The following is a 23249-nucleotide window of genomic DNA, read 5'->3' on the forward strand; positions in this document are numbered from 1 at the left end:
GAGCGCGTGACTCAGCCGACCTCGCTCCCCCGCACGCTCATCGCCGACCTCGCGTCGCTGCCGGACGGGCCGGTGAAGGTGCAGGGCTGGGTCGAGACGGTGCGCGACCAGAAGCGCGTGCAGTTCGTCATCCTGCGCGACGAGTCGGGAGCCGCCCAGCTCGTCAACCCGGTCAACGACGACACGGCCGAGACCGCCGCGACGATCTCCGCGCTCATGCACGGCTCGTTCATCACCGTGACGGGCGACCTCAAGGCCGACGAGCGCGTCAAGCTCGGCGGGCTCGAGGTGAAGGTCGGCTCGCTCGTGGTCGAGTCGGTCGCGAAGGATTCGCCGATCGCCGACGACTCGTCGATCGACAAGCGCCTCGACTGGCGCTTCCTCGACCTGCGCCGCCCGGAGGCGCAGCTGATCTTCCGCGTGCAGACGACGATCGAGCACGCGATGCGCCAGCACTGGATCGACGAGGGCTTCATCGAGCTGCACACGCCGAAGCTCATGGCCACCGCCTCCGAGTCGCGCGCCGAGCTCTTCGAGGTGCCCTACTTCGAGACCACCGCCTACCTCGCGCAGTCGCCGCAGCTCTTCAAGCAGATGGCGCAGTCGGCCGGCTTCGGCAAGATCTTCGAGATCGGCCCGGCCTTCCGCGCCGACCCCTCGTTCACCAGCCGCCACGCGACGGAGTTCACGTCGATCGACTCCGAGATCTCCTGGATCGACTCGCACGAGGACGTGATGCAGCTGCACGAGCAGCTGCTCGCGAAGGCGGTCGCCGCGGTCGTCGAGCGGCACGGCGCCGAGATCGAGGAGCGCTTCGGCATCACGCTCGAGGTCCCGACGCTGCCCTTCCCGCGCATCCCCCACGCCGAGGTGAAGGCGATCGTCGAGGGTCGCGGCCACACGATCGAGCGCGCCGACGGCGACCTCGACCCCGAGGCGGAGCGCCAGATCTCGGCGCACATCAAGGAGACGATGGGCCACGACTTCGTGTTCGTGACCGAGTACCCCTCCGGCGTGCGGCCGTTCTACCACCTGCGCCCCGAGGGCCGCGGCGACGTGACGAACTCGTACGACCTCATCTACAACGGCGTCGAGATCTCCACGGGCGCGCAGCGCGAGCACCGCATCGACGTGCTCGAGGCGCAGATCGCCGAGAAGGGCATGGATGCGTCGGAGCTCGAGGAGTACCTCGACTTCTTCCGCTACGGCGTGCCCCCGCACGGCGGCTTCGGCATGGGCCTCGCCCGCGTCGTCATGCTCATGCTGGGCCTGGGCTCGATCCGCGAGACGACGTACCTCTTCCGCGGCCCGACGCGCTTGAAGCCGTAGCGCCTCCACTCGTCGAATAGCGCGCACTCACCCGCTCGTCGAGTAGCGCGCGCAGCGCGTCACCCGCTCGTCGAGTAGCGCGCACCCACCCGCTCGTCGAGCAGCGCGCGCAGCGCGTCCACCCGCTCGTCGAGTAGCGCGCGCAGCGCGCGTATCGAGACGAACCAGCGAGAGCGTCAGGCGCCGAGCCGCGTCCGGATCCGATCGGCCAGCTTCGCCTCGTCGACCCGCCACGCGGAGTGCTGGCGGCCGTCGATGAGCACGACCGGGATGTCGTCGCTGTAGCGCTCCGCGAGCGCCGCGTCGTCGAGGATCGACAGCTCCGTGAGCGTCACCTCATCGAAACCGGCGACGACGCGCTCGACGATCGGCCGCGCGTCATCGCAGAGGTGGCAGCCGGGCTTCGTGATGAGCGTGATCTCGACCATCGCTCCAGCCTAGACACCGGCCAGACAAGCAGAGGCCGGGAGCCTGCGAGTGCAGGTCCCGGCCTTGGCTGCAACCGACTACTTGCGGTTGCGACGCTGGTGGCGCGTCTTGCGAAGCAGCTTGCGGTGCTTCTTCTTCGCCATGCGCTTGCGGCGCTTCTTGACGACAGAACCCATAGAGGTTCCTCACTTCCGAATCGGGATTGCTCGCTGACGCTGCGCAGCCTCGAGGCCCGCGCAGGGAAAACGCTCGGGACATCCTACCGGAATCGGCGCGGACGCCGCTGGGGGTCAGTCCAGTCGGGCGTCGTCGGCGTCGCGCGCGGGGCGCTCGGGGTCGTCGCCGCGCTGCTGCTCGCGGCCGCGCAGCTTGCCCTTCGCCTCGTCGAAGCGCTGCGCGTTGCGGGCAGACAGCTCCTGCAGCCGCTCCTGCACCTCGTGGATGCGGTCCCGGGCCTCCTGCATGCGCTCCTGCACGTCGTGCACCCGGTCAGCCGCCCGGCGACCGATCGATGCGCCGACCGGCGCGGGATGCTCCACGGTCTCGGAGACGCGCGCGAGCGCCTGCTCCGCCGCGACGCGCGCCTGCTCGGCGGCCTGCCGCGCCTGGTCGGCCGCGGCGCGCAGCGGCGCCTGCACGTTGACGCCCGCCCACGCGGCGAAGGCGGCCGCGCCGAGCGATGCCTCCTCCTGCTCCCCCTCGGCGAAGATGAAGGGCATGAGCCAGTCGTCGATCTCGTCGAAGGGCGCGAGGACGATGGCGTAGTGGCGGTGCTGGCCGTCCTCGCGCACTGTCACGAGGCCCGCGTCGCGCAGCGTGCGGAGGTGCTTCGACACCGTCGGCTGCGGCACGCCCAGGGCCTCGACGATCTGGCTGACCGAGGCGTCTCCGGTCGTCGCGCGGCGCTCGAGGAGCACCCCGAGGATGTCGCGGCGCGTGCTGTCCGCGATCACGCTGAAGATGTCGGCCATGCGCAAAGCATGCCAGCGTCGAGGCGGGGGCGACAAACCGCGGACGGCGCGTGACGGCGCTCGCGAGGACTACGCTTGCCCCGTCCTGCGCCGCCCGACGGCGCTCCGGTTCCGCGAAGGGCACAGCACGTGGCGCAGCTGCGGTCGTCGAGCGATGCGACGCTGCTCGAGCGATCGCGCGACGCCGTCGAGCACTTCGCCGCCGCCTACCCCGCTCGCTTCGCGATCGTCGTGTTCGCGGCGCTCAACCTCGTCTTCGCCGTGCTGCTCGCGACGCCGTGGGCGACGGCCGGCGACGGCACGACCGGTGCCGTGGATGCGTTCTTCCAGGCCGTGAGCGTCGTGTGCGTCACGGGGCTCACGGTCGTCGACATGGCGACCCACTGGAGCCCGTTCGGCAACGCGGTCGTGATGATCGGCGTCGAGGTCGGCGGCATCGGCGTGCTGACGCTCGCGTCGATCCTCGGCATGACCGTCGCGCGGCGGCTCGGGCTGCGGCAGCGCCTCATGGCCGCGAGCGACTCCAATCCCTCGCGCGTGCGGCGCGGCGTCGTGCAGGAGCAGCAGGCCATCCGCCTCGGGGAGGTCGGCTCGCTGCTGCGGATCGTCGCGCTCTCGGTGCTCGCCTTCGAGGCCGTGCTGATCGTGCTGCTGCTGCCGCGCCTGCTCCTCGAGGGCAAGGATCTCCTCACCGCGCTCTACGAGGCGACCTACTGGTCGATCATGGCCTTCACCAACTCGGGCTTCGTGCCGACTGTCGAGGGGCTCGAGCCCTTCGCGACCGACCCGTGGTTCCTCGGCGTGCTCATGCTCGGCGTCTTCATCGGCTCGCTCGGCTTCCCCGTCTACTTCGTCATCCTCCGGCACCTCGGCAAGCCGCGGCAGTGGTCGCTCCACGTCAAGCTCACGATCACCGTCTCGCTGCTGCTCTTCCTCCTCGGGGGGCTCGCGTTCCTCGTGCTCGAGTGGGGCAACGCCGACTCGTGGGGCACCGACGACTTCGGCCAGCAGCTGCTGCACGCCTTCTTCCTCTCGGCGATGGCGCGCTCGGGCGGCTTCGCGGTCGACGACCTCGGGCTGCTGCACAACTCGAGCCTGCTCGTCACCGACATGCTCATGTTCGTCGGCGGCGGCTCCGCTTCCACGGCCGGCGGCATCAAGGTGACGACGCTCGCGATCCTCTTCCTCGCGGCGATCGCCGAGGCCCGCGGCCGCAAGTCGATGGAGGCGTTCGGCCGCCGCATCCCCTCCGACGTCCTGCGCCTTGCCGTCTCGGTCACGCTGTGGAGCGCGACGATCGTCGCGGGCGTGACGATCGTGCTGCTCGAGATCACCGGCGCGCCGCTGTCGTTCGTGCTCTTCGACGTCATCAGCGCGTTCGCGACCGTCGGCCTCTCGACCGGCTTCACGCACGCGGGTCTCGAGGACCCGGCCAAGATCATCCTCGCGCTGACGATGTTCGTCGGCCGCATCGGTAGTGTGACGCTCGCCGCGGCGCTCGCCGCGAGCCAGCGGACGCAGCTGTTCACGCGTCCCGAGGAGAGGCCGATCGTTGGTTGACAGGATCCCCCACGACGCCCCCGTGCTCGTGATCGGGCTGGGCCGCTTCGGCGCCGCGACGGCGGGGCAGCTCGCCCGCCTCGACCGCGAGGTGCTCGCGATCGACGGCGACATCAACCTCGTGCAGAAGTGGTCGGAGCGCCTCACCCACACCGTGCAGGCCGACGCCCGCTCGATCGATGCGCTCAAGCAGGTCGGCGCCCAGGACTTCTCGATCGCCGTGTGCGCGGTCGGCTCGTCGATCGAGGCGTCAGTGCTCATCGTCGCGAACCTCGTCGACCTCGGCGTGCCGCAGATCTGGGCGAAGGCGATCAGCCAGTCGCACGGCAAGATCCTCAGCCGCATCGGCGCCAACCACGTCATCTACCCCGAGGCGGAGGCCGGCGAGCGCGTCGCGCACCTCGTCTCCGGCCGCATGCTCGACTACATCCAGTTCGACGACCAGTTCGCGATCGTCAAGATGTACCCGCCGAAGCACATCCGCGGCATCTCGCTCGCCGAGTCGAAGATCCGGTCGAAGTACCACCTCACGGTCGTCGGCGTGAAGAGCCCGGGCGGGGAGTTCACCTACGCGACGCCCGAGACCGTCGTCTCGAACCACGACCTCATCATCGTCTCCGGCAATCAGAACGACATCGAGCGCTTCGCGGCGCTGAGCGCATGAGCGCCGACGCCGAGCGCACCGCGATCGACGACGGCACGCGCTGCCCGTGCGGCACGGGCCTCACCTACGGCGAGTGCTGCGGGCCGATCCACCGCCGCGAGCGCGAGGCCGCGACGGCCGAGCAGCTCATGCGCTCCCGGTTCACGGCGTTCGCGCTCGGTGACGTCGACTGGCTGCTCGCCTCGTGGCACCCGACGACCCGGCCGCGCTCCCTCGAGCTCGACCCGGGCATCCGCTGGCTCCGGCTCGACATCGTCGGCGCGAGCGCGGGCGGCCCGTTCGACCGGGAGGGCACCGTCTCGTTCGACGCCCACTGGGTCGCCGACGGCACTCGTGGCGCGATGCGCGAGCTGAGCCGGTTCCGCCGCGACCAGGGCTGGCAGTACCTCGACGGCCAGCAGCGCTGACGCGCCTCAGCCGGCGGCGAGCTCCCGGGCGCGCTCGAGCGCCGCGGCCGTCGCGCGGTCGAAGACGTCGCCGAGGCGCGCCTCCTGCAGCACCGCGATCGCCCGCTCGGTCGTGCCCTTCGGGCTCGTCACCCGGCGGCGCAGCTCGGCCGGCTCCGCTCCCTCGGCGGCGAGCAGCTCGCTCGCGCCGCGGAAGGTGCCCTGCACCATCGTCGCCGCCTGCTCGGGGGTGAAGCCCATCCGCTCGGCCGCGCCCGTGAGCTCCTCGATGAGCAGGAAGATGTACGCGGGCCCGGAGCCCGAGATGGTCGAGAGCGCGTCGATCTGCGACTCGTCGAGCACGAGCACCTCCCCGACCGACTCGAACAGCCGCCCGACGAGCGCGACGTCGTGGGCCGAGGCGCGGCTGCCGCCCGCGATGCCTGTGACGCCGAGCCCGACGTGCGAGGGCGTGTTGGGCATCGCCCGGACGACGGCGACGGATGCGGGCAGTGCGGCCTCGATGGACGCGGTCGTCGTGCCCGCCGCGATCGAGACGACCACCGCATCCGCCTCGAGGTGCGGCGCGACCTCGCGCGCGAGCTCGACGATGCCCGCCGGCTTCACCCCGAGCACCACGAGCTTCGCGCCGGCGACCGCGCGGGCGTTGCCGTCGGGCTCCGACTCGAGCGCGATGGACTCGACGCCCTCCAGCCGGATCGCGCTCGCCTTCTCGGCGGTCCGGTTCGTCACGACGATGCGCTCGGCACCGTGGCGCGCGAGCCCCGTGAGGATCGCGCCGCCCATCGAGCCGACGCCGAGCATGGCGATGGGAGGGAGCAGCTCTGGCATGCCGCCAGGCTAGTGCCGCGAGCCGCGAGCGCCGCCCGCGTAGACTCGCGGCCGTGAGCGCATCCCACGGTACGAAGGCGGTCGTCGCGGCGTTCCTCGCGAACACGGGCATCGCCATCACGAAGTTCGTCGCCTGGTTCTTCTCCGGTTCGGCGTCGATGCTCGCCGAGGCGATCCACTCGGTCGCCGACGCCGGCAACCAGCTGCTGCTCCTGCTCGGCGGCCGGCTCGCGAAGCGGAAGGCCGACGCCGAGCACCCGTTCGGCTACGGCCGCGAGCGCTACGTGTGGGCGTTCATCGTCGCGCTCGTGCTGTTCTCGGTCGGCGGCCTCTTCTCGATCGCCGAGGGCGTCTCGAAGCTGCGCGACCCGCACGAGCTCGACATCATCTGGCTGCCGCTCGTCGTGCTCGGCATCGCGATCGTGCTCGAGAGCCTCTCGTTCCGCACCGCCATCAAGGAGTCGAACAAGGTGCGCGGCAAGGCGCGCTGGGTGGACTTCATCCGCAAGGCGAAGAGCCCCGAGCTGCCGGTCGTCCTGCTCGAGGACCTCGCGGCGCTCCTCGGCCTCATCTTCGCGTTCATCGCGGTGGGCCTCACGGCGCTCACCGGCAACCCGCTCTTCGACGCGATCGGCACGATCGTCATCGGCGTGCTGCTCATCGTCGTCGCGGCCGTGCTGGCCGTCGAGATGAAGTCGCTCCTCATCGGCGAGGGCGCGACGAAGGAGGACACGGCGCGCATCGCGCGCGTGCTGAACGCCGCCCCGGGCGTCGAGTCGGTCATCCACATGAAGACGCTCTACCTCGGGCCCGACGAGCTCATGATCGCCGCGAAGGTCGCGTTCCCGCCGAAGAGCGACATCGAGCACGTCGCGCGCACGATCAACGAGCTGGAGTCGCTGCTGCGCGCCGAGATCCCGCACGCGCGAGTGATCTACATCGAGCCCGACCTCTACGTCCACCGGCCCGAGATCGCTCCCTCGACCGACCACATCGTGATCCAGTCGGGCAACTGACGGACGGGACGCGTCTGTGTAGGCTGTCTGCATGGACTTCCTGCACTCGCTGCTGCTCGCCGGCCACTTCATCGGCCTCGCCCTGCTCGTCGGCACGTTCTTCGTGCAGATGCGCGCGAAGGCCGGGCACAACTTCACCCTGCTGCTGATCGGCGGCGCGCTGCAGCTCGTCACGGGCGTCTCGCTCTACGGGCTCGCCATGGCGAACGACGCCGACGTGAACCACATGAAGCTCGGCATCAAGGGCGTCATCGCGCTCGTCGTCTTCGTCGCCGCGCTCGTCGGCTTCCTCCGCCAGCGCTCGATGCGAGCCGAGAAGTCACGCCTCGCCGCCGGCGGCGCCGTGGCGGCCGCCGACGTCGCCCTCGAGCGCAAGCTCCTGCCGTTCTTCCACACGGCCGGCGGGCTCGCGCTCGTCAACCTGCTCATCGCGGTCTTCTGGCGCTGAGGTAACCGGATGGGGTGGCTCGAGCTCGTCGCCCTCCTCGCCATCCTGGGCGTGACGATCGCGCTCGTGCTCGCGGGACCCCGCCTGTGGCACAGCGCCTCCACGCAGGGAGCCCGCCGCATGGGCGGCGGGCTCGGCGTCGTCGACGAGATATGGCGCCCGCACACCTACGAGCAGCGCATCGTCGAGGAGCAGCGCGAGGCGGCCGGCGACCAGGTCGAGGGGCTCGAGCCGAAGGACCCCGCGCTGCCCGCCCGGCGACTGAGCGTCGAGTCGACCGCTTCCCGCCGACTCGACCGGCTGTCGCCGCCGCCGCCGGCGACTCGACCGCTTCTCGCCTACTCGAGCCCTTGCCGCGGGTCCGCTCGACGCGAGGGGGTCGGCTCGACGCGAGGCGGTCGGCTCGACGCGAAGGGGTCGAGTCGCGAGCGGCGCCGCGCCGCGCGGTCAGCGGCGCTCGGCGAAGAACGCGCGCAGCTGCGCCTCGGCCTCGGGCGCGAGCACGCCCGAGACGACCTCGACGCGGTGGGGCAAGCGCCGTTCGCGCAGCAGGTCGACGACGCTGCCGGCGGCGCCGGCCTTCTCGTCCCACGCCCCGAACACGACCCGATCGATGCGGCTCGCGAGGATCGCGCCCGCGCACATGACGCACGGCTCGAGCGTGACGACGAGCGCGCATCCGTCGAGCCGCCACGCACCGCGCGTCGCGGCCGCCTCGCGCAGCGCGACGACCTCGGCGTGCGCGGTCGGATCGTGCCGCAGCTCGCGCTCGTTCCGCCCCGTGCCGATGACGGTGCCGGATGCGTCGACCACGACCGCGCCGACCGGCACGTCGGCAGAGCGCTCGGCCGCCGTCGCCTCGTCGAGCGCGAGGCGCATGAGCGCCTCGTCGCGTGCCGCCGGCCGCATCCGCCCTCCTCGTCGGGCGCACCGCAAGCAGGCGGCCCACTACCCTGAACCCTATGCGAGTCCACGTCGCCGACCACCCGCTCATCACCCACAAGCTCACCGTGCTGCGGGATGCGCGCACGCCGTCGCCGACCTTCCGGTCGCTCGTGGGCGAGCTGATGACGCTGCTGGCCTACGAGGCGACCCGCAACGTGCGCGTGACGCCGAAGGAGATCCAGACGCCGGTGACGGTCACGACCGGCGTCGAGATCGCCGAGCCGCGACCGCTGGTCGTGCCGATCCTGCGCGCCGGCCTCGGCATGCTCGAGGGCATGACGGCGCTCGTGCCGACCGCCGAGGTCGGCTTCCTCGGCATGGCGCGCAACGAGACGACGCTCCAGCCGACGACCTACGCCGAGCGGCTGCCCGACGACCTCTCGGATCGGCAGTGCTTCGTGCTCGACCCGATGCTCGCGACCGGCGGCTCGCTCTCGGGCGCCATGCAGTTCCTCTTCGATCGCGGCGCGGTCGACGTCACCGCCATCTGCCTGCTCGGCACCCCGGAGGGGCTCGAGCGGGTCGAGCGCGACATGGACGGCCACGACGTGACGATCGTGCTGGGCGCCCTCGACGAGGGCCTCGACGAGCGCGGCTTCATCGTGCCCGGCCTCGGCGACGCGGGCGACCGGCTCTACGGCACCGTCGACGAGTGATGCCCGCGGCGCCGCGCGCCGTCACAATTCGTCACATTGCGCGGCCGTTTGACTTCCCGCGCGACAAGCCGCGATACTGACAGGCATGATGACCACCTTCGGCCCCCAGTCCGTCCTCGCGACGAACGGGACGAACGGCATGATGATGCCGATGGTCGCCATGCGTCGAATGTGTGCTTGAGCCCAGCTCGCACCCGCCCGACCGCTCCGCATCGGAGTCGCTGACGCATACCCGTCGCACCCCGTGAGGCCCTGAGCAGGCCTTCGAGCGGTCACCGGACCCATCCGAGGTCTGCGCACCACCCCTCGACTCCTCGAGTCGGCAGCACTCATCGCCCCTCCGCGGGCGCTGCCGACCGCACGCCGGAAGGCCCTCCCATGACCATCACCGCTCTCCCCACCCGCACTGCCCTTCACCGTCAGCTCGGCCGCCCCTCGCTCGCCCAGCCCCGCACGAGCGGCTCGAGCGCCCTCAAGCCGCAGCCCGCCGCATCCGCCCCGACCCCGACGGCCGCGCCGCGCGCCGCCGTCCGGGCCGTGCCCGAGGGCACCGAGGCGCGCGGCTTCGTGCTCTACGTCGGCCTCGGCGAGGACGCCGCCGCCGAGGACCGCGTCGAGCTCGCGCGCCTCGTGACCGAGCTGCGCGCGCTCACGGCGAAGCTCGCCCCGAGCGCCCAGACCCACGCCGCCGTCGCGCTCGCCCCCGCGGGCGCCGGTGGCCGCGACGTCGACGTCGTGCGCCGCGCGCTCGGCGACCCCGCGGTGCAGCAGCCCGCGGCCGAGACCGACCCGGGCATCGTCATCGACCTGACCCGCAAGCGCGTCGCGATCGGCGACGAGATCGCGCCGCTCACCTACCGCGAGTTCGAGCTGCTGCAGCACATCGTGCTGCGCGAGGGCTCGACGGTCGGCCGCTGCGACATCATCGACGCGCTGTGGGACGCCGACGCCGACGACCGTCCCAACGAGCGCACGATCGACGTGCACGTGCGGCGCCTGCGCGCGAAGCTCGGCGCCTACGCCGAGATCATCCGCACCGTGCGCGGCGCGGGCTACCGCTTCGACGGGCACGCCGACGTCACGGTGCTCGCCTCCGGGCCGAGCCCCGACCGCTTCTGACCAGCGCCCACAGCCCATTCACAGGTAGAACTGGGTCGGTTCGTTACCCATCCGTTATACGTTCGTCGCACGTCGATCGTAGTGCTGTGGCGATCGGCGGAAGCGGAGGCAGCAGCCTCACTTGGTGCAAGGGACTGGGGCCGGTCGGGAGAACCCGATCGGCCCTCTTGCACATCCGGGCAGGTCAGCCGAGGTGCTCGGCGAGGAACGCGGATGCGCGGCGCCGGAAGGCGCCCGAGGTCGGCGCGTTCACGTGGTTGCGACCGGGGATCTCCTCGAAGCGGCCATCGGCCAGGAGCGGCAGCAGCTCGCGGGTGTCGTCCGCGCGGGTGTCCTTCGCGCCCGTCATGAGCAGCGTCGGCACGGCCGGCGGCGCTTGGGCCGGGTCGAAGAGCGTGCGCGAGACCTCGCCCGCGAGCGTGACGAGCGTCGCCGGGTCGTGCTCGGGGAACACCGCCGCGAGGTCGACGATGAACGACTCCATGGGGCCGGGCTCGGCCTCGCCCGCGAGCGCGCGCTGCGCGAGGTCGACGTCGAAGCGCTCGAACGGGTCGCTCGCCGGCAGTCCGCCGAGCACGAGCGCCCGGAAGGCGTGCGGACGGGTGCCGGCATGCCGCCAGAGCAGCCGGGCGCCCATCGAGTAGCCGATCGCCCCGGGTGGCTCGTCGAGCGCGAGCTGCGCGAGCACCGCGTCGACGTCGGCGACGAAGCGCGGCACGTCGTAGCCGGTCGATGGCCGGTCGCTCTCGCCGTGGCCGCGGAGGTCCATCGCGATGCCGCGGAGCCCGCGCTCGGCGAGCGCGGCGCTCCAGCCGCTCCCGATCCAGTTGCGCTTCGCGTTCGACGAGAAGCCATGGATCATCAGCACGGGCGAGCCGTCGGGGTCGCCGAGCTCGTGCAGGGCGATCCGCACGCCGTCGGGCGCCATCGCGAACACGGTCATGCTGCTCCTCGGTCGGGGGCGGATGCGGTGCGTCGGGTGACGAGGGGCGGTGCCCGTCGAGCCCTAGGCTAGCGACGAGAGAAGGGTGCTGCGTTGGCGCGTTCCGTCCTGTTCATCAAGCACATCGAGTACGAGACGGGCGGGCATGCGACGACGCTGCTGAGCCACCTGCCGACGCGCGAAGCGGTGCTCGAGACCGCGCTGCCGCCGCTCGACGACATCGCCGGCATCGTCATCACCGGCGGGCAGATGAGCGCCGCCGAGGTCGATCGCTTCCCGTCGCTGCAGGCGACGGCCGATCTCGCGCTGCGGGCCATCGACGCGGACGTGCCGGTGCTGGGCATCTGCCTCGGCCACCAGATCATCGGCCGCGCGCTCGGCGGTGTGCACCGCGAGGGCGTCGTCGACGCCGTCGGCATCCTCGACATCGAGCTCCTCGAGCCCGACCCGTGGCTCGGCGACCACGTCGGCCGGCTCGGCGCCATGCGCTGGAACAGCGACGTCGTCTCGCTCCCGCCGGGCGCGCGGCTGCTCGCGCGCAGCGCGACCGTCGACAACGACGCGTTCCGCTACGGCTCGGCGCTCGGCATGCAGTTCCACCTCGAGGCCGACGACCGCGTCATGCGACTCTGGGACTCCGTGGCGTCACCGACGCTCTCGGAGCTGCGCGACCCGGATGCGGTGGCCGAGTGGCGCGCACACCTCGCGAGCGACGAGACCCTGCTGGGCGTCGTCGAGCGCGGCTTCGGCGCGTTCGCGGAGGCGTGCGCCGCGCGGCTGTGACGGCCGCGCCGCACCACCGGGGTCAGCCGGCGAGCCGCACCGTCGCCTCGGTCGGCCCGCCTCAGCGCTCGGTGCCGCCGACCCGCACCCGATCGGGCTGCACCACCGCCTCGGTCAGCACCGCGCCGTCCTCGCCGAGCGCGCGGAGCCTCAGCCGCTCGCCAGGGTAGTAGAGCGTGAACGTCGCGAGCTCGTCCCCGACGGTGACGCGGCCGGCTCCGATCTCGGCTTCGCCCCCGACGCCGCAGCCCGCCTCCGGGCACACCTCGAGCGCCGCGATGCCGTCCGCGGCCCACCCGAGCTCGACGTGCAACGTGCTCGAGTAGCCGACAGCGGTGCAGGCGGCACCGAACCCGCAGCCCGTCGTGCCGGCGACGACGGCGAGCGTCGCAGCGAGCGCTCCCCGTGCGCGGCGCACGGCTACACGACCGGGCGCAGCAGGCCCACGGGCTCGCCGGCGCTGCGCTGCACGAGACCGAGCGGTTCGGCGAGCCGATCGAGCGTGCCCTCGGGGAGCGCGCCCGCCCGCTCGAGCATCGCGAGGGCGACCGGTGCGCCGGCTCGCCGCGCGCCGTCGGCGCTCTTCACGACCGCGGTCGTGCCGTCGGGGGCGACCATCGCCTGCGTGCCCTCGGCCCCGAACTTCGTCGCGCATCCGGTGCCCGCGATCACGACCGCATCGGGTCGGCCCGCGCCGTCGATGAGCGTCGGGTGCGCCCGCATCGCGTCGCCGACGAAGCGGTGCCCGCCCGTGCCGTCGGGCGCGAGGCGGCGGAAGGCGCGAGCGAGGCCGAGCGGGGTTGTGGCGAAGACGAGCGCCCCGCAGCCGTCGCGCGCGATGCCGGGCACGCTCTCGCCCGCGGCACCGTCGATCCCCTCGCGGAGGACCGCGGTCAGCGGATGCGACTCCTCCCAGTACCCGTCGGACACGCCGAGCGCGCGCGCTGCGGCGGCGAACGCGATGTGCTTGCCGACGCACATGTGCGCGAAGCGCCGCTGCGTGCCGTCGGGCGCCTTCATCGGCGGGCAGCGGAGCGACGCCTCGTCGACGTCGAGGGCTGCCGCCATCGCCTGCGCGGTCGCGACGTGCTCGTCGTCCGCCCAATGGCTCGCGCTCGCGAGCGCGGCGTGCGCGGGCTCGAGCTCGACGAGGCCCCGCTCGAGCAGCGTCGCCGCGAAGAGCGGCTTGAGCGCGCTGCGCGCGAGGAACGGGCGCTCGACCGGCCCGTGGGCCTCGATGACGCGGCCCTCCGGGTCGATGAGCACCGCGACGCCGCGGTGCTCGGACTCGATGAATCCGTCGCGCTCGACGACGGCGAGGAGCTCGGTGGCTGGCATCCGCCCAGGCTAGTGCGCGGCGCCTGCTCCTTCGACGCGCAGCAGCCGCTGCTTCGCCTCGATGCCGCCGACGTACTGCCCGAGCGCCCCGTCGCTGCGCACCACCCGGTGGCACGGGATCGCGATCGGCAGCGGGTTGCGACGGCACGCGGTGCCGACCGCCCGCACCGCTCGCGGCGAGCCGGCTGCCGCCGCGACCTGCGCGTAGCTGCGCGTCTCGCCGTAGGGGATCTCGCGCAGCCGCTCGATCACGTCGCGGCCGAAGCCGCGCGCGAGCGAGAGGTCGAGCGCCCCGTCGAAGGCCCGAGAGCGCCCGCCGATCAGGTCGTCGATCGCGCGCGCCGCCGCGTCGAGCCGGGCGGGCGCCTCGAGGATGCGGGGGCTGAGCGAGGTCGCGAGCCGCTCGAGGGTCGCATCGGGCGCTGCCCCGTCGAACGTCACCGAGACGAGGCCGGCGGGCGTGCTCGCGAGCAGCAGCGCGCCGAGCTCGGTGTCGAGCGAGCGGTAGGCGACGTCGAGCAGCCCGCGCTCGGCGGCGCGATCCGCGAGCCTCGCGCGCAGCTCAGCGACCCGATCGGCGGCGGGCTCGAGCGGCGCGGCCGGGAACGGCGCGCCCGGAGAGAGCGGCCCGGTCATCGCTCCTCCCCCATGAGCACCCGCAGCCTGCGCACGCCGTCGGACGACGCGCGACGCACCGCATCCGTCGAGGACTCCAGCTGCGCCGCGACCTCGGCGAACGGCAGCCCGCCGAGGTGGTGCAGCACGACCGCCTCGCGCTGGCGCTGCGGCAGCTGCGCGAGCGCGCGGGCGAGGTCGAGGTCGCGCGCTCGACTGGGTGCGACGCGCTCCGGCACCTCGCCGACCACGAGTCGCGAGCGGCGTCGCAGCACGTCGATCGCCTTCCGGTGCGCGATCGTCACGAGCCACCCCTCGATGCGCTCGTCGTGCGCCAGTGTCGGATAGGCCTCGAGCGCGGTGAGGAACGTCTCGCTCCACGCGTCATCGGCGTCGGTCTCGTCGAGCAGCGCTCGGCAGACCCGCCAGACGCGAGCGCCGTGCCGCTCGACGATCCTCTCGAACGGCGCACGGCTCACGCGACCGAATCTAGCCGCGCGCGCCGCTCGTGATCGAGCAGGTAGCGCTTGCGCTCGACGCCGCCGGCGTACCCGGTGAGCGCGCCGGTCGAGCCGACGACCCGGTGGCACGGCACGACGATCGAGAGTGGGTTGCGGCTGTTCGCGAGCCCGACGGCGCGCACGGCGGTCGGCTGGCCGATCCGGGCTGCGATCCAGCCGTAGGTGCGCGTCTCGCCGTAGGGGATCTCGCGCAGCGCATCCCAGACGCGCAGCTGGAACGGGCTGCCGGCCGGGTCGAGCGGCAGCCCGAACGCCTCCCGCTCCCCCGACCAGTACTCGCCGAGCTGGCGCACGGCATCCGCGAACACCGCGTCGTCGCGGTCGCCGAAGCCGGCCGGGTCGGGCGCGGGCCGATGCTCGGGCATGTAGACGCCCGAGAGCGCGCCGTCGCGAGCGACGAGGGTCAGCTCGCCGATCGGGCTGTCGATGGTGGTGTGCGTCATGGCCGTATTCCTCTCACACCCTGCCAACGCGCGAGCGGGGCGGGATGTGAGGTTGTGGATGGCGGCGGATGCGCGGGACGCTCTCGCGCGCCGCCTAGGCTCGGAGCATGGAGATCGCGCTCGTCCGGCACGGCCAGACGGACTGGAACCTCGCCGGACGACTGCAGGGCACGAGCGACATCCCGCTCAACGAGACGGGCATCGCCCAGGCGCACACCGCCGCGCGGCTGCTCGCGGCCGAGACCCCGGGCGACGGGCGGTGGGATGCCGTGGTGTCGTCGACGCTCGAGCGCGCGGCCGTCACGGCCGACATCATCGCCGCCGAGCTCGACCTCGAGGTCGGCGGCCGCTACGCGAGCCTCATCGAGCGCGCCTACGGGGAGGTCGAGGGGCTCACGAAGGACGAGGCGATCGCGCGCTTCGGCACGGACTGGCCCGGCGAGGAGGACTTCGACGACCTGCAGCAGCGGGCGGTCGCGGCGATCGACGACGTCGCGGCGCGCAACCCCGTCGGGGCGCTCGTGATCGTCTCGCATGGCACGTTCATCCGCGCCTTCGCCGACCACGTCACCGGGCTCGAGACCCGCACGCCCGACAACGCGCACTCGGTGCGCTTCCGCGGTGCGCCCGGCGCGTGGACGCTCGTCGACGGGCTGGTGCTCGCGTGAGCCTCGACGCGCTCCGAGCGGCGCTCCCGGCCCACGTGCTCGTCACCGACCCGGTCGCGCTCGACGTCGCCCGCGCCGACAAGTCGGGGCATCGCGCCCTCGCGGCGCCGCTCGCGATCGTCGAGGCGGAGGCGGTGGAGCACGTGCAGGCCGCGCTCCGCTGGGCGAGCGAGCATCGCGTGCCGGTCGTGCCGCGCGCCGCGGGCACCGGTCTCGCGGGCGGCGCGATCGCGGGCGAGGGCGAACTCGTCGTCTCGGTCGACCGCATGCGGCGCCTGCTCGACGTCTCCCTCGTCGACCAGTCCTGCGTGGTCGAGCCGGGCATCCGGAACGCCGAGCTCAACGAGCTGCTCGCCGCCCACGGCCTGTGGTGGCCGCCCGACCCGGCGAGCCGCGCGATCTCGACGGTCGGGGGCAACATCGCCACGAACGCTGGCGGCCTGCTGTGCGCGAAGTACGGCGTGACGCGCGAGTGGGTGCTCGCGCTCGACGTCGTGCTCGCCGACGGCAGCCTCATCTCGACCGGCCACCGCACCGTGAAGGGCGTCACGGGGCTCGACCTCACGGCGCTCATGATCGGCTCGGAGGGCACGCTCGGCATCGTCGTCGGCGCGACGCTCAAGCTGCGCCCGCTCGTCGAGGGCGGCATCTGGACGGTCGGCGCGTTCTTCGACGACGAGGCCCTCGCCGCCGCCGCGTGCACGGCCGTGACGGCCGCGCGCATCCGCCCCGCCATCATGGAGCTCGTCGGCCGCGACGCCGTCTCGATGCTCGCCGCCTACACCGGCCAGCCGATGGAGGGCGCGTTCGTGCTCGTGCAGACCGACGACCTCGGCGCCGCCGCGACGTCGGAGGCGGTCGCGGCGATCCTCGCCGCCCACGGCGGGCGCGTCGAGCGCACCGACGACGCGGCGCGGTCGGATGTGCTCGTGCAGGTGCGCAGGCAGGTGCACTTCGCGCTCGAGTCGTTCGGCACGGTGCTCGTCGAGGACGTCTCGGTGCCGAGGTCGCGGCTCGCCGACATGTTCCGCGCGTGCGACGAGGCGTCGGCCCGGCACGGCGTGCGGCTCGCAACGACGGCGCACGCCGGTGACGGCAACCTGCACCCGACGTTCGTCTTCGACGGCACGGAGCCGAGCGACGAGATCTGGGCGTGCGCGAACGAGGTGTTCGAGGCGGCGATCGCGATGGGCGGCACGCTCACGGGCGAGCACGGCGTCGGCATCCTCAAGCGCCGCTGGCTCGTCGATGAGCTCGGCGAGCGGCAGCTCGAGCTGCAGCGGGCGGTGCGGGCCGCGTCCAATCCGCTCGGCATCCTGAACCCCGGCAAGGCCGTCTGAGGTCGCCCCGTTCGTCGAGCAGGACCGAAGGCCGCATCGAGACGATCGCAAGGATCTCGATACGGCCGCTCCGCGGCCTACTCGATCACCGGCAGCGGGTCAGCGGACGGCGACCAGGTCGCACACGAAGATGAGCGCCTCGTTCGGGCCGATCACGCCGCCCGCGCCGCGCTCGCCGTAGGCGAGGTGGGGCGGGATGACGAGCTTGCGGCGGCCGCCGACGCGCATGCCGAGGATGCCCTGCTCCCAGCCCTTGATGACCATGCCGACGCCGAGCGGGAACTCGAGCGGAGCGCCGCGGTTGTAGGAGGCGTCGAACTCCTCGCCGGTGGAGTGCGTCACCCCGACGTAGTGCACGCTCACCTGCTTGCCGTTCACCGCCTCCTCGCCGTCGCCGACGGTGATGTCGGTGATCTCGAGGTCAGCGGGCGCGGGCCCCTCGGGGGCGTCGATCTCGGGCTTCTCAGTCATGCACCCATCCTCCCACGGGCGCGCTCGACGCCTTCCGACGCATCCGACCACCCGACCTCAAGCCTGCGCGCGTAGCCTGGCGCTGTCGGCCGCCGACGGCGGACGGGACGCGAACTCAAGGAGGACTTCATGGCCATCACCTCGAACGCGAGCACCAGCTGGAACGGGCCGCTCAGCAGCGGCTCCGGCACGACCACGCTCGGCACCGGCTCGAGCTTCGACCTCACGTGGAAGGCGCGCGCCGAGGAGGGCGGCGCCTCGACGCCGGAGGAGTTCATCGCGGCCGCGCACGCCTCGTGCTACGCGATGGCGCTCTCGCACGCGCTCGAGGAGGCCGGGCACGCGCCCGAGTCGCTCAGCACGAGCGCGAAGGTGTCGTTCGAGCCCGGCAAGGGCATCACCACGAGCGTCCTGACGGTGAGCGGGAAGGTGCCCGGCATCGACCAGGAGCAGTTCGCGAAGCACGCCGAGGAGGCGAAGGCAGGGTGCCCCGTGTCGCAGGCGCTGGCCGGCATCGAGATCCAGCTCGAGAGCGCCACCCTGGAGAGCTGAGAAACCCATCGCGCGAAGGCGGTGGATGCCTTACATTCAGCAGTAGACCCGCGCAGGGGCTAGGTCGGCCCTGCGAGGGAACCACCCACCACCACATGCAAAGGAACTCCAATGGGCTTCAAGCAGCTCCCCACCCACCTCCTCCTCTCGCCGCTCGGCGAGGATGACTTCATCATCATGGGCGGAGAGGACGACTTCATCATCATGGGCGGCGGCAGCTCCAAGTAGCCTGCCCCCGACGGTCGCGGCCGCGGCCCCGACAGCAATGTCGGCCCGCGGCCGCGCTGCGTCCGGAGGCCTTCCGCTCAGCGCGACGGCGGCGGGATGAGCGCGAGCAGCTCCCACACCGCGTGCGCGGCGGCCAGCCCCGTGATGCCGGCGTGGTCGTGGGCCGGGAGCACCTCGACGACATCGCCGCCCACGATGTCCAGCCCGCGCAGGGCTCGCAGCACGCCGAAGAGCTCTCGCGTGCTGATGCCCGCGACCTCGGGCGTGCCGGTGCCGGGCGCGTGCGCGGGATCGAGCACGTCGATGTCGATCGACACGTAGACCGGCCCGGTGCCGAGACGGGCGCGGATGCGCTCCGCGAGCTGCTCGGCGGAGCTGCGGGCGAAGTCGTCGGTGCGGATGATCGCGAAGCCCGCGCGCGCGTCGTCCTCGAGCTCGCTCGGGTCGTAGATGCCGCCGCGGATGCCGACGTGCTGGCAGTGCTCGAGGTCGAGCAGCCCCTCCTCCGCCGCGCGCCGGAACGGCGAGCCGTGCCAGATGCTCGCGCCGTGCAGCGTGTCCCAGGTGTCGAGGTGCGCGTCGAAGTGGAGCACGGCGAGCGGACCGTGCCGCTCGGCGGCGGCCCGCAGCAGCGGCAGGGCGATCGTGTGATCGCCGCCGATCGCCACGACGGTCGTGCCCCGCTGCACGAGCGCCCGCGCCTGCTCGTGGATCGCCTCGACGGCGGCCTCGATGTCGTAGGGGCCGACCCGCAGATCGCCGCCGTCGACCACCTGGCGATCGCGGAAGGGGAACGAGTCGTGCGCCTGGTGGTAGGGGTGCAGCTGCCTGGAGTGCTCGCGCACGTGCGCGGGGCCGAAGCGCGCGCCGGGCCGGAAGCTCGTGCCCGAGTCGAACGGGATCCCGACGACAGCGACATCCGCGTGCTCGACCTCGTGCAGCTGCGGCAGCAGCGCGAAGGTCGCAATCCCCGCGTAGCGCGGCAGCCCCGGGTCGTCTCGCTGACCGATCATGTCGCCTCCCCATCCGGCGCGCTCGGCGTGGACGACCGGGCCGGATGCGGTCGCTCCCGTCGTGATCATCGCACGCGTCGCGATCGAGCCCGGGCGGCCCCGCGGCCGGGTGCGGACTCCCGGCCGCGCGCGAGAGAATGGTGGAGGAGGTGCGGCAGTGGACGACGAGGGCATGCAGGGCGACGGGGCGATGGCCGCGATCGAGCGCTACGCGCGACGCGCGGAGCGCATCGGCCGCATCGCCGCCGACGAGCGCACGCCGCACGAGGAGGCGCACGAGATCGCCCGCGCGACCGCGGTGCTCGCCGCGCGCGACCACGGGCGCGATGCCGCTCGGGCGCGGCTGCGCCGCTCGCCGCTGCTGCACGGCCTGTTCGGCGTCGTCGTGCTCATCCCCGTGGTGAGCGCATTCTTGCCCGACGGCCGGGGACTCACCCTCTTCTCGCTGCTCTCGCTCGTCTACGTCGCCGTGCACGTGGCGGAGCTCACGGTCGGCAGCCCCGTGCACCGCTTCGCCGGCCGGCTGCCCGCCGCGGTGCAGCAGTTCCTCTCGCCCCACCAGGTGCTCTTCGAGCAGGCGGTGCTGCACGCCTACACCGAGCGGAGCCGCGAGACCGGAGCGGTCGGCTGCTCGTGCGGTGTGCACGACGACGCGCCCTGAGATCATCCGCGGGGACGACGCGCGATCCGTCGTCCGTGCGACGCGGACCGGCGGCCTCGACCGATTCGATGGAGGCATGAGGAGACGCCTCCCCACCATCGCCGCCCTCGCCGCGGCCTCGCTCGCCGTCACCGCCCTCTCGGGCTGCACGAGCATCGCCGACGCGTTCGAGCGCGTGCACAGCGAAGCGTTCGACTCCCGAGCCGAGGCCTCCGAGGGCTGGGTCGGCGTGGAGATGCCGAGCTGGCTGCCCGACGATGCCGCGAGCATCCGCACGACCGCGACGAACGACGAGACGAGCGCCGTGATCGCGTTCACGGGGAGCGAGCCGAGCGGATGCGCGGTGGGGCCCCGCTCGACGCTCCCGTTCGACGGCCGGTACGGCGGCTTCGCCGACGCGAGCGAGCTGCCGGACGAGGTCGTCTGGTGCGGCGCCTACGAGGTGCACCGGACTGCCGGCGGGTGGCTCGCGTGGTTCAACGCGACCGAGGAGGGCCAGACCCCGGCGTCCTGAGCGGCGGATCGCCGCCTCAGCCGTTCGGGTGGCGTTCCCGCTCGAACGTCAGGTCGAGCGACCACGACTCCGGCTCGCCGTGGGCGTGCAGCCGCTCCGAGTGCGGCTCGAGGCTGCGCCGGAAGACGGCGCCGCGGAACACCGCCGGCATCGTGAAGTCCTCCCCGGTCGCGAGCAGCCGACCGCGCGCATCGAGCAGCAGCGCGTGGCGCACCACGCCCTCGTCATCCGGATCGCTCGTCCACCGCAGCTCGGTCCCCGGCGGCCAGCGCTCGAGGAGTCGCTCGCGCAGCCCGTTCACCGCGTCGGCCGCGAGGCCCTCGGCCATGCGCTCGTATGCGGCCCGAGCGGCCTACGAGTCAGGCGTGAGCTCGCTGTAGTCGAAGTCCATGGTGGTCGCGATCCCGGCACCGCGCGGGCCCCGGACTCGCCTCGAGGCGCAAGCGGACGCGGACGCATCCGAAACCACGAAGGCCACCTGCTTCCGCAGGTGGCCTTCTACTGTCTCAACACAGTGCGCGCCCGGAGGGACTCGAACCCCCAACCTTCTGATCCGTAGTCAGATGCTCTATCCGTTGAGCTACGGGCGCCTGGCCGAACGGCCAGGGATCAGACTACCTGATCCCTGGCCGTCAGCGCGAATCGAGCCGCGTCACGGGGACGCGACCAGGCTCACAGGGGGCGAATGTTCGCAGCCTGCGGACCCTTGTTGCCCTCGACGATCTCGAACTCGACTGCCTGAGCCTCCTCGAGGGTCTTGAAGCCGCTGGACTGGATCTGGCTGTAGTGAGCGAACAGATCCTTGCCGCCGTCATCCGGAGCGATGAAGCCGAAGCCCTTGCCGGAGTCGAACCACTTGACGGTGCCGGTTGCCATATTTCCTTCAATCATGCTGTGCGGCCGGAGCCGCATTCAAAAGCGCCGAGCAAGATCTGCCCTGCGCCGCTCTCAGCGTAGCGTCGATGACCGCCGCCGCGCTGAGAACTTTTCCGCCGGCTCGCGCCGGAGGACGAGCGAGGCCCCGCATTCCAGAAGGAAGCGGGGCCTCGGTCCGTGGAGACGGAGGGATTTGAACCCTCGGTCCCCTATTGGGGACTCCACCTTAGCAGGGTGGTGCACTAGGCCGGACTATGCGACGTCTCCGTGGCCCGCGGTGGGCAGGCCGACGGCAAGTCTAGCAAAGCGGGGCATGGTCTCGATACGCGTGCTGCGCGCGCTACTCGACCAGCGGGAGAGGCCGTGCTGCGCGCGCTACTCGACCAGCGGGAGAGGCCGTGCTGCGCGCGCTCCTCGACAGCGCGGGCGGTCAGCCGCCGAAGGGCACGACGCACGACTCCTGCGACGCGTCCTGACCGATGACGCCCTCGAGCTCGTCGGTGGGCGTCGGCGTCGGCGTCGCCCCGGGGGCGGCGCTCTCCGTCGGTTCGGGCGTCTCGGTCGGCTCCGGGGTGGCGGATGCGGTGGGCCCGGTCGTCGGCTCGGGCGTCTGGTCGGTCGAGCCCACACCGAGCGAGTCCTCGCCGAGCTCGATCGGCAGGTCGAGCCGGATGCGGCGCATGAGCTCCTCGGCGCGCTCCTCGTCGGGGACGACCCGCGCCCCTTCCGGCACGTTCGGGAAGAGCACGAACTGCATCGTCTCGAGCGGGATGTCGGCGAGCACGCGCGCCATCGACACCATCGTGCCGATGTCGCCGAGGCCCGACGAGAGGGTCATGTTCTCGATCGCGACCTGCGAGATCGCGTAGAGCCGCGTGAAGTCGGTGAGCACCGCATCCGACTGCAGCGTGCGCACGAGCGACGAGAGGAACACCTGCTGCGACGAGATGCGCGCGAGGTCGGAGCCGTCGCCGACGCCGTGCCGGGAGCGGAGGAACTGCAGCGCCCGCTCCCCCTCGAGCTCGTGCACACCCGCCTCCTCGATCTGGAGGCCCGTCCACGGGTCGTCGATCGGGCCGGCGAAGCAGACCGGCACGCCGCCGACCGCGGTCGACATGTTGATGACGCCCTGGAAGGTGATCATCGCCGCGTAGGGCACGTCCATGCCCGTCAGGCTCTCGACGACCGTCGCGACGCACGCGAGCCCGCCGCGGCCGAGCGCCTGGTTGAACTGCACGTTCCGCTCGGCGGGCACCGTCTCGCCGGTCTCCGGGTCCTCGCACGCGGGGAAGTCGACGAGCAGGTCGCGCGGGAACGAGACGACGCGCGCTCGGCTGTGGTCGTCGTTGACGTGCAGGAGCATCGTGACGTCGTTGAGCTTGTCGCCGTCGTAGGCCGACTCGCCGAACTCCTCGCCCTGCCCCTCGCGCTGATCGGAGCCGACCATGAGGATCGTGAACCCGCCCTCGTAGGGCGCGAAGCCGGCTTGGGCGGGCGGCACGTCGGCGGCGAGGTCGACGGTCGTGATGCCGGTCGTGACGCGCAGCACCGAGATGCCGACGACGCCGACGAGCGCCGCAAGCACGACGGCCATGCCGAGCGCGATCCAGCGGAAGACGTGGGCGATCCCCGAGTGCCGCCGCAGCCGCCCGTGGCGCGGCGTCATCGACGAGGTGTCGACGACGGTGGTCGCGCGCTCGGCTGCCATGGGGCGCCCTCCTGGTCTGGCGGTCTCGTGCGGAGGGCGTGGGATTCGAACCCACGAGGCATCGCTGCCCACCGGTTTTCAAGACCGGCTCCATCGGCCGCTCGGACAGCCCTCCAGGCGCCTCGCGCGGGCTGGGTGCGCGGCGGGGCCTCGGGGAATTGTACGGCGCGATGGGATGCGTCGACTACGCCATCGGCGTG

Annotated in this window: 31 protein-coding genes and 3 tRNA genes; 14 read left to right on the plus strand and 20 right to left on the minus strand. The window is 72.4% G+C overall.

Annotated features, from left to right (window positions below; translation table 11 throughout):
• Positions 1–6: 6 nt before the first annotated feature.
• Positions 7–1329, plus strand: a complete 1323-nt coding sequence (aspS, locus tag H508_RS0100960) for an aspartate--tRNA(Asn) ligase (protein WP_035253590.1) — start codon at positions 7–9, stop codon at positions 1327–1329.
• Positions 1330–1505: 176 nt separating this feature from the next.
• Here the strand turns inward: aspS and H508_RS0100965 are convergent, their stop codons facing one another.
• The 3 genes from H508_RS0100965 to H508_RS17975 all read right to left on the minus strand — a co-directional run bounded on the left by H508_RS0100965 (position 1506) and on the right by H508_RS17975 (position 2729).
• Complete coding sequence (locus tag H508_RS0100965; protein WP_026372676.1) at positions 1506–1757, minus strand: glutaredoxin family protein; 252 nt, start codon at positions 1755–1757, stop codon at positions 1506–1508.
• A gap of 78 nt (positions 1758–1835) precedes the next feature.
• On the minus strand, positions 1836–1934 hold the full coding sequence (locus H508_RS16990) for a 30S ribosomal protein bS22 (protein ID WP_021011861.1): 99 nt from the start codon (positions 1932–1934) through the stop codon (positions 1836–1838).
• A gap of 114 nt (positions 1935–2048) precedes the next feature.
• Positions 2049–2729, minus strand: coding sequence for a metalloregulator ArsR/SmtB family transcription factor (locus H508_RS17975; protein WP_084154895.1), 681 nt, complete (start codon positions 2727–2729; stop codon positions 2049–2051).
• Positions 2730–2858: 129 nt separating this feature from the next.
• Here H508_RS17975 and H508_RS0100980 point away from each other — a divergent pair, with 129 nt between their 5' ends.
• The 3 genes from H508_RS0100980 to H508_RS0100990 are packed head-to-tail and all read left to right on the plus strand — an operon-like array spanning position 2859 to position 5360.
• Positions 2859–4289 carry a TrkH family potassium uptake protein gene (locus H508_RS0100980; RefSeq protein ID WP_245569417.1) on the plus strand — a complete coding sequence of 477 codons (1431 nt, stop codon included), beginning with the start codon at positions 2859–2861 and terminating at the stop codon, positions 4287–4289.
• Complete coding sequence (locus tag H508_RS0100985) at positions 4282–4953, plus strand: potassium channel family protein (RefSeq protein WP_026372678.1); 672 nt, start codon at positions 4282–4284, stop codon at positions 4951–4953. The genes H508_RS0100980 and H508_RS0100985 overlap by 8 nt, the downstream gene beginning before the upstream one ends.
• Complete coding sequence (locus H508_RS0100990; RefSeq protein WP_051222458.1) at positions 4950–5360, plus strand: YchJ family protein; 411 nt, start codon at positions 4950–4952, stop codon at positions 5358–5360. Before H508_RS0100985 ends, H508_RS0100990 begins: the two co-directional genes overlap by 4 nt.
• A 6-nt stretch (positions 5361–5366) precedes the next feature.
• Here H508_RS0100990 and proC read toward each other — a convergent pair whose 3' ends face one another.
• The gene (proC, locus tag H508_RS0100995) at positions 5367–6191 is read right to left on the minus strand and encodes a pyrroline-5-carboxylate reductase (RefSeq protein ID WP_026372680.1); all 825 of its coding nucleotides are present in this window, start codon (positions 6189–6191) and stop codon (positions 5367–5369) included.
• A gap of 53 nt (positions 6192–6244) precedes the next feature.
• On the opposite strand from proC, the gene H508_RS0101000 reads away from it, so the two are divergent.
• Complete coding sequence (locus tag H508_RS0101000; RefSeq protein ID WP_026372681.1) at positions 6245–7207, plus strand: cation diffusion facilitator family transporter; 963 nt, start codon at positions 6245–6247, stop codon at positions 7205–7207.
• A gap of 31 nt (positions 7208–7238) precedes the next feature.
• Positions 7239–7655: a hypothetical protein gene (locus H508_RS13760; RefSeq protein ID WP_035253592.1), complete on the plus strand. Its 417-nt coding sequence runs from the start codon at positions 7239–7241 to the stop codon at positions 7653–7655.
• Positions 7656–8102: 447 nt separating this feature from the next.
• Here the strand turns inward: H508_RS13760 and tadA are convergent, their stop codons facing one another.
• The gene (tadA, locus tag H508_RS0101010) at positions 8103–8564 is read right to left on the minus strand and encodes a tRNA adenosine(34) deaminase TadA (RefSeq protein ID WP_026372682.1); all 462 of its coding nucleotides are present in this window, start codon (positions 8562–8564) and stop codon (positions 8103–8105) included.
• Positions 8565–8617: 53 nt separating this feature from the next.
• Between tadA and upp the strand changes: the two genes are divergently transcribed.
• Positions 8618–9256, plus strand: coding sequence for a uracil phosphoribosyltransferase (gene upp, locus H508_RS0101015; protein ID WP_026372683.1), 639 nt, complete (start codon positions 8618–8620; stop codon positions 9254–9256).
• Positions 9257–9277: 21 nt separating this feature from the next.
• Here the strand turns inward: upp and H508_RS17255 are convergent, their stop codons facing one another.
• Positions 9278–9418, minus strand: coding sequence for a hypothetical protein (locus tag H508_RS17255; protein WP_156905946.1), 141 nt, complete (start codon positions 9416–9418; stop codon positions 9278–9280).
• A 216-nt stretch (positions 9419–9634) separates the two neighbouring features.
• Here H508_RS17255 and H508_RS0101025 point away from each other — a divergent pair, with 216 nt between their 5' ends.
• The gene (locus H508_RS0101025; RefSeq protein ID WP_026372684.1) at positions 9635–10375 is read left to right on the plus strand and encodes a winged helix-turn-helix domain-containing protein; all 741 of its coding nucleotides are present in this window, start codon (positions 9635–9637) and stop codon (positions 10373–10375) included.
• Positions 10376–10559: 184 nt separating this feature from the next.
• Here H508_RS0101025 and H508_RS0101030 read toward each other — a convergent pair whose 3' ends face one another.
• Complete coding sequence (locus H508_RS0101030) at positions 10560–11318, minus strand: alpha/beta fold hydrolase (RefSeq protein WP_051222461.1); 759 nt, start codon at positions 11316–11318, stop codon at positions 10560–10562.
• A 93-nt stretch (positions 11319–11411) separates the two neighbouring features.
• On the opposite strand from H508_RS0101030, the gene H508_RS13765 reads away from it, so the two are divergent.
• A complete protein-coding gene (locus tag H508_RS13765; protein WP_051222465.1) occupies positions 11412–12101 on the plus strand; it encodes a type 1 glutamine amidotransferase in 690 nt (229 codons plus the stop codon).
• Between the two features lie 61 nt (positions 12102–12162).
• On the opposite strand, the gene H508_RS0101040 is transcribed toward H508_RS13765, so the two are convergent.
• From H508_RS0101040 to H508_RS0101060, 5 genes are read right to left on the minus strand one after another with little or no spacing between them, the layout of a single operon-like run.
• Positions 12163–12519 carry a hypothetical protein gene (locus H508_RS0101040; RefSeq protein WP_026372686.1) on the minus strand — a complete coding sequence of 119 codons (357 nt, stop codon included), beginning with the start codon at positions 12517–12519 and terminating at the stop codon, positions 12163–12165.
• A 2-nt stretch (positions 12520–12521) separates the two neighbouring features.
• Positions 12522–13439, minus strand: a complete 918-nt coding sequence (locus tag H508_RS0101045) for an asparaginase (protein ID WP_026372687.1) — start codon at positions 13437–13439, stop codon at positions 12522–12524.
• 9 nt (positions 13440–13448) lie between these two features.
• Positions 13449–14075, minus strand: coding sequence for a methylated-DNA--[protein]-cysteine S-methyltransferase (locus tag H508_RS0101050; protein WP_084154897.1), 627 nt, complete (start codon positions 14073–14075; stop codon positions 13449–13451).
• A complete protein-coding gene (locus H508_RS0101055) occupies positions 14072–14533 on the minus strand; it encodes an RNA polymerase sigma factor (RefSeq protein WP_026372689.1) in 462 nt (153 codons plus the stop codon). Before H508_RS0101055 ends, H508_RS0101050 begins: the two co-directional genes overlap by 4 nt.
• Entirely contained in the window at positions 14530–15018 is a 489-nt protein-coding gene (locus H508_RS0101060; RefSeq protein WP_035253595.1) for a methylated-DNA--[protein]-cysteine S-methyltransferase, read from the minus strand. Before H508_RS0101060 ends, H508_RS0101055 begins: the two co-directional genes overlap by 4 nt.
• Before the next feature lie 107 nt (positions 15019–15125).
• Here H508_RS0101060 and H508_RS17745 point away from each other — a divergent pair, with 107 nt between their 5' ends.
• Both H508_RS17745 and H508_RS0101070 read left to right on the plus strand, forming a co-directional pair.
• Positions 15126–15686 (plus strand): histidine phosphatase family protein, encoded by a 561-nt coding sequence (locus H508_RS17745; protein ID WP_051222467.1) that lies wholly within the window; start codon positions 15126–15128, stop codon positions 15684–15686.
• On the plus strand, positions 15683–17026 hold the full coding sequence (locus tag H508_RS0101070; protein ID WP_026372691.1) for an FAD-binding oxidoreductase: 1344 nt from the start codon (positions 15683–15685) through the stop codon (positions 17024–17026). The genes H508_RS17745 and H508_RS0101070 overlap by 4 nt, the downstream gene beginning before the upstream one ends.
• 99 nt (positions 17027–17125) lie before the next feature.
• On the opposite strand, the gene H508_RS0101075 is transcribed toward H508_RS0101070, so the two are convergent.
• On the minus strand, positions 17126–17497 hold the full coding sequence (locus H508_RS0101075; protein ID WP_026372692.1) for an FKBP-type peptidyl-prolyl cis-trans isomerase: 372 nt from the start codon (positions 17495–17497) through the stop codon (positions 17126–17128).
• 129 nt (positions 17498–17626) lie between these two features.
• Here H508_RS0101075 and H508_RS0101080 point away from each other — a divergent pair, with 129 nt between their 5' ends.
• Positions 17627–18049, plus strand: coding sequence for an OsmC family peroxiredoxin (locus tag H508_RS0101080; protein WP_026372693.1), 423 nt, complete (start codon positions 17627–17629; stop codon positions 18047–18049).
• 305 nt (positions 18050–18354) lie between these two features.
• Here the strand turns inward: H508_RS0101080 and speB are convergent, their stop codons facing one another.
• The gene (gene speB, locus H508_RS0101090) at positions 18355–19290 is read right to left on the minus strand and encodes an agmatinase (RefSeq protein WP_026372694.1); all 936 of its coding nucleotides are present in this window, start codon (positions 19288–19290) and stop codon (positions 18355–18357) included.
• Between the two features lie 157 nt (positions 19291–19447).
• Here speB and H508_RS0101095 point away from each other — a divergent pair, with 157 nt between their 5' ends.
• Together H508_RS0101095 and H508_RS0101100 are read left to right on the plus strand one after the other, a co-directional pair.
• Positions 19448–19951: a hypothetical protein gene (locus tag H508_RS0101095; RefSeq protein ID WP_026372695.1), complete on the plus strand. Its 504-nt coding sequence runs from the start codon at positions 19448–19450 to the stop codon at positions 19949–19951.
• 76 nt (positions 19952–20027) lie between these two features.
• On the plus strand, positions 20028–20465 hold the full coding sequence (locus H508_RS0101100; protein ID WP_026372696.1) for a hypothetical protein: 438 nt from the start codon (positions 20028–20030) through the stop codon (positions 20463–20465).
• A gap of 16 nt (positions 20466–20481) precedes the next feature.
• On the opposite strand, the gene H508_RS0101105 is transcribed toward H508_RS0101100, so the two are convergent.
• The 6 genes from H508_RS0101105 to H508_RS0101135 all read right to left on the minus strand — a co-directional run bounded on the left by H508_RS0101105 (position 20482) and on the right by H508_RS0101135 (position 23164).
• Positions 20482–20793 (minus strand): hypothetical protein, encoded by a 312-nt coding sequence (locus H508_RS0101105; RefSeq protein WP_026372697.1) that lies wholly within the window; start codon positions 20791–20793, stop codon positions 20482–20484.
• A 189-nt stretch (positions 20794–20982) separates the two neighbouring features.
• Positions 20983–21055, minus strand: a tRNA-Arg gene (locus H508_RS0101115).
• 82 nt (positions 21056–21137) lie between these two features.
• Positions 21138–21341 carry a cold-shock protein gene (locus tag H508_RS0101120; protein ID WP_026372698.1) on the minus strand — a complete coding sequence of 68 codons (204 nt, stop codon included), beginning with the start codon at positions 21339–21341 and terminating at the stop codon, positions 21138–21140.
• Between the two features lie 178 nt (positions 21342–21519).
• Positions 21520–21608: transfer RNA gene (locus tag H508_RS0101125), tRNA-Ser, on the minus strand.
• Positions 21609–21771: 163 nt separating this feature from the next.
• On the minus strand, positions 21772–23049 hold the full coding sequence (locus H508_RS13775) for an LCP family protein (RefSeq protein WP_035253597.1): 1278 nt from the start codon (positions 23047–23049) through the stop codon (positions 21772–21774).
• Positions 23050–23079: 30 nt separating this feature from the next.
• Positions 23080–23164 (minus strand) — tRNA-Ser (locus H508_RS0101135).
• Between the last annotated feature and the right edge of the window lie 85 nt (positions 23165–23249).

This window comes from Agrococcus lahaulensis DSM 17612 (assembly GCF_000425105.1).
GTDB classification, from domain to species: Bacteria; Actinomycetota; Actinomycetes; order Actinomycetales; family Microbacteriaceae; genus Agrococcus; species Agrococcus lahaulensis.